This window comes from Nonomuraea zeae, assembly GCF_005889725.1.
GTDB lineage: Bacteria > Actinomycetota > Actinomycetes > Streptosporangiales > Streptosporangiaceae > Nonomuraea > Nonomuraea zeae.
This window is the reverse complement of sequence record NZ_VCKX01000533.1, coordinates 1-4,150: the sequence shown is the minus strand read 5'-3', so window position 1 is coordinate 4,150 and position 4,150 is coordinate 1. Positions and strand designations below refer to the sequence as shown.

Here is a 4,150-nt window from a genome sequence, read left to right as displayed (position 1 = left end):
GCCCTCCGCCCATCCGCCCGACCGGCAGCTCCACGAGCGTCCGCGCGAACGGCGCTGATCCGACCGCCCACGCGGCCGGCGTGACCGCGAGAGCCCGCGCACCAGGCGACGCTTCAGGCGCCCGTATGACCGGCAGTGCCGCGGGCGACCGCGCAACCGGCGGCGCTTCGGGCGCCCGCGCGGCCGGGAGTAGGGGCATCAGGGGGTTCCGCTCTCGGTGGTCGGTCTGGCCTGCTCCAGTGCCTCGATGACGCTGCACAGGTGCACGCGCATGGCCGCCTCCGCCCGGTCCTCGTCGTGTGCGCAGATGGCCTCGATGATCTCCAGGTGCTGCGGCAGCGACACGGCCGCGCGGCCCGGCTGGAAGGCCAGCCGGACCTGGTAGCGCGTGAGGTTGCCGCGGATCCGCTCGATGATGTCGGTGGCCGCCGACTGCCCGCCGATCAGCCGGATGAAGGAGTGCAGCTCCTTGTTGCAGTTGGAGTATTCGATGAGGTCGCCCGCCGCCACATGCTCCTTCATCCGGGCCCCGATGGCGCGCAGCTGCCCGGCCTGGTCGTCGGTGACCCTGGCGGCCGCCTTGGCCGCGCAGAGGCCCTCGACGACCATGCGGACCTCGGTGAATTCGATGGCCTCGGCCAGGGTGATGGCCCGGACCCGCGCGCCTCTGTGCGGAATGCGTTCCACGAGCCCTTCGCTCACCAGGTCGGCCAGCGCATTGCGGATGTGCGACCTGGAAGCGCCGAACTGCGCGCAGAGATCGGCCTCGATGAGTCGCTGGTTCGGCGCCAGGTCTCCCGCGAAGACGGCCTCACGAATGCGGTCAACAAGTTTCATGGTCGACGTCCCTGATCCTGGCTCCGGTAGGCAGCTTGATCGTTCCACATCGGCGGCCGGGAAATGGCCGCCGATATCCCGTCAGCCGGTGTAGCCGAAGATTTCCCGCCACCGTTTCGCGTCCTCCGCTGTGTGCGCCAGCATGGTCTTGGCGTCCGCCCGGTAGAGCCAGCCCGAATCGGCGGCGGGGAAAGCCACGTCACCGGCCTTGGGGGTGCCGACGTCCTTGCGCACCGGATAGTCGCCCTGCTGCACGGCGATCTTCTGGGCGTCCTTGGACAGCAGCCAGCTCGCGAAGACCTTGGCGGCGGCGGGCGACGGCGCCTGCGCGCCCACCCCCACGTAGAACGGGTATCCGACCGCTCCTTCCGCGGGCACGGCCACCGTGATCGGGGCCCCGTCGGCGATCGACCCGATGCCGGTCGCGACCGGCATCGTGGCCACCGCCACCTCGCCGCGCGCCAGCGCGTCGGTCTGTCCCGCCGACGAGTCGAAGATCCGCGGCTTGTTGGCGGCGAACTTCGTCAGATAGTCCTCGCCGATCTTGTCGAACTGGAATCGGGTCAGCGCGGCGGTGCTGCCGCCGGCGCCGACCTGCACGATCGACAGCTTGCCCTGCCATTTCGGGTCCAGCAGGTCCGCCCAGTTCTTCGGCGCCTGATCCTTGGGGATGACGGCGTTGTTGTACGCGAAGGAATAGACGCGGTCGAAGCCGGAGAAGTAAAGCCCGTCCTCCTTGACCGCGTCGCCCACGGCGGCTTTCACCGCGGCCGGCACCGCCAGTTTCTGGAACGCTCCGGCCTTGGCGAGGGAGAGGATGATGTCCTCGCCCGACGTGCGGATCACGTCGGCGCCGAGTTTCCTGGCACCGGCCTCGGCGAGAATGCGCTCGGTGAGCTTGTTGGGAGCCAGCCGGACGATTTCCACGTCGATTCCGGTGGCCTTGGTGAACGCTTCTGTGACGGCCTTCTCCGACTGCTCGCTGCCGCCGGTGTAGAAGACCAGCGAGCCTTCGTCCTTGGCGGCGGAGTACAGCTTCTCGTCGGCGATCGTCTCGCCGCCGACGACCAGCGCCGTGGCGTCGGCGCCGCCCGTGGCTCCGCCACCGCCGCACCCCGCCACCGCCAGGGTCAGCAGCACCGAGGCCGCGAGGGCGCCCGTACGGCCAGCTTTCATGAGATCTCCAGCTACTTCTGCTCGTTGGCGCCGAGACGCCTGGACACGATGGAGAGGGTGAGGATCACCAGGCAATACAGCAGGCTCGTGGCGGCCGCCCGCTGCAGGATCCCGTTGTCGAAGTCGTCGAAGATGACGATCGAGAGCAGCCGCGTATCCGAGGTGAACAGGAAGAGCGGGACGGTCAGCTCGCGCATCGACAGCATCAGCAGCAGCAGGAACGTCGAGGTCAGCCCGACCCGCAGCAGCGGCGCGGTGACCGCGGTGATCGCCCGGACGCGGGAGGCGCCGTGCATCACGGCGGAGTCCTCCAGGTCGCGGTCTACCTGCACGATCGACGCGGCCACCCCGCGGAAGCCCTGCGGCATCTGGGCCGCGACGAAGGCGATCACCATGACGGTGAGCGTCCCGTACACCGGGACCGGCGCGATCAGCCAGGTCCACAGCAGGCCCAGGCCGAGCACGATCGACGGGATCGCCAGCGGGAGCATGGAGACGTACTCCAGCGGCCCACGGCCGGGCAGCTTGGTCCTGTGCACCACGTAAGCCACCACGAAGGCGAGCACGGTGCCGAGCACTGCCGCCGCGATCGACACCACGACGCTGTTGACCGTGGCCCGGTGCGTGACGCCGGAGCCCAGCACGTCCTGGAACGACTCCAGCGTGAACGTGCCCGCCCTGGTGAACGCGCCGAGCACCGTGCTGATGTACGGCGAGTCGTGCAGCGCGACGAACAGCAGCGCGAGCACCGGCAGCACGGCCGACAGCGCGAAATAGCCGAGGCCGAGCAGCAGCGCGGGCAGCCGCCAGCGGCCGAGGTCAATCCTGCGCGGCTTCATCCCCTTGCCCGAGACGGTGGTGAAGGAGCGCCGGGCCAGCATCCGCCGTTGCAGCGCGGTGACGATCAGTACGACCGCCACGAGCGCGATCGCCACCGCCGCCGCCTCGTTGCCTCGTGACGGCGTCGAGTTCATCAGCCGGTAGATGTAGGTGGGCAGCGTCTCCACGCCGGCGGCCCCGCCGATGATCTGGGACACCGGGAAGTTCTCGACGGTGAGCACGAAGATCAGCACGGCCGCGCCGAGGATCGCCGGGGTGATCAGCGGCAGGGTGACCCGGCGCAGGACCCGGCCGAACGACGCGCCGTGGACGTTGGCGGCCTCCTCCAGATCGGGGTTCATCAGGCTGAGCGCCCCGTGGACGAGCAGGAACGCGTACGGCGCGTAGTACAGCGCCAGCACCAGGATCAGGCCGGCGACGTTGTTGACGTCCACGAACCTGGGCAGCCCGAGGTCGCGCAGGGTGATGTTGAGCAGGCCCGCGTTCTCGCTCCCCAGCACCGACCACGCCAGCGCGCCCACGTAGGACGGCAGCAGCATGGGGACGAGCCCGACCAGGTACAGGAACCCGCGCAGGTACACGTTCGTCCGCGCGGTGACGAAGGCCAGGAACCCGCCGATGAGCAGCGCCAGCACGGAGGCGCCGAGCCCCACCTTGAGCGAGTTGAGCGTCGCCGCGACCGAGCCGGCGGTCGTCACGTTGACGAAGTTGTCCAGGGTGAGCCCGGCCAGGCCGATGTTGCCGGGCCGGGGGGCGTCGGAGGCGAAGGCGGCCAGCACCACCAGGGCGACGGGGGCCAGGATCAGCACGGCGAGCACGACGAGCAGCGCACCCGGCAGCGACGCCGCGCGCAGCAGGCGGCGGGCGCGGCCGGGCAGCGCGGCGGTCCTGCCGCGCACCGGCCGCTCCGCGGTCTGGGCGGTCATCACGCGGGCACTTCCGCCGACGCTTCCGCGGCCGTTCCCGCGAAGCCTGCGGCCGATCCTGCCGCCGATCCTGCGGGCACCTCTGCCGGGAGGACCCGGATCGCGCTCGGCGGCAGCGACACGGTGACCGGGTCGTCCAGGCCGAACGGCGGGCCGGCGGATCTGAGCTGGACCGCGTCCAGCTCCAGCTCGGCCCCGATGCGGATCCGGTACACGACGGTGGAGCCCTGGAAGGCGAAGCGGGCGACCTGGCCCGGCAGCGCGTTGACCCTGTCTCTTATACCCATCTCCGAGCCCACGAGACCCTAAGACACCTCGTATGCCGTCTTCTGCTTGAATAAAAAATCTTGTTAGTTCATCGCTGAGTTACT

4 protein-coding genes are annotated in these 4,150 nt (G+C 69.9%); all 4 read right to left on the bottom strand.

Annotated elements, in window-relative coordinates; genetic code table 11:
• Window positions 1–198: 198 nt before the first annotated feature.
• On the bottom strand, window positions 199–837 hold the full coding sequence (locus ETD85_RS60600) for a GntR family transcriptional regulator (protein WP_138698819.1): 639 nt from the start codon (window positions 835–837) through the stop codon (window positions 199–201).
• An 81-nt stretch (window positions 838–918) separates the two neighbouring features.
• Window positions 919–2,013, bottom strand: a complete 1,095-nt coding sequence (locus ETD85_RS60595) for an ABC transporter substrate-binding protein (RefSeq protein WP_138698818.1) — start codon at window positions 2,011–2,013, stop codon at window positions 919–921.
• A gap of 11 nt (window positions 2,014–2,024) precedes the next feature.
• The gene (locus tag ETD85_RS60590; RefSeq protein WP_138698817.1) at window positions 2,025–3,779 is read right to left on the bottom strand and encodes an ABC transporter permease; all 1,755 of its coding nucleotides are present in this window, start codon (window positions 3,777–3,779) and stop codon (window positions 2,025–2,027) included.
• Complete coding sequence (locus ETD85_RS60585) at window positions 3,779–4,066, bottom strand: TOBE domain-containing protein (RefSeq protein WP_170247473.1); 288 nt, start codon at window positions 4,064–4,066, stop codon at window positions 3,779–3,781. Before ETD85_RS60585 ends, ETD85_RS60590 begins: the two co-directional genes overlap by 1 nt.
• Window positions 4,067–4,150 lie beyond the last annotated feature (84 nt).

Coding starts and splice junctions, on each gene's coding strand:
- ETD85_RS60600 (WP_138698819.1), bottom strand. CDS start 837: ATGAAACTTGTTGACCGCATTCGTGAGGCCGTCTTCGCGGGAGACCTG.
- ETD85_RS60595 (WP_138698818.1), bottom strand. CDS start 2,013: ATGAAAGCTGGCCGTACGGGCGCCCTCGCGGCCTCGGTGCTGCTGACC.
- ETD85_RS60590 (WP_138698817.1), bottom strand. CDS start 3,779: ATGACCGCCCAGACCGCGGAGCGGCCGGTGCGCGGCAGGACCGCCGCG.
- ETD85_RS60585 (WP_170247473.1), bottom strand. CDS start 4,066: ATGGGTATAAGAGACAGGGTCAACGCGCTGCCGGGCCAGGTCGCCCGC.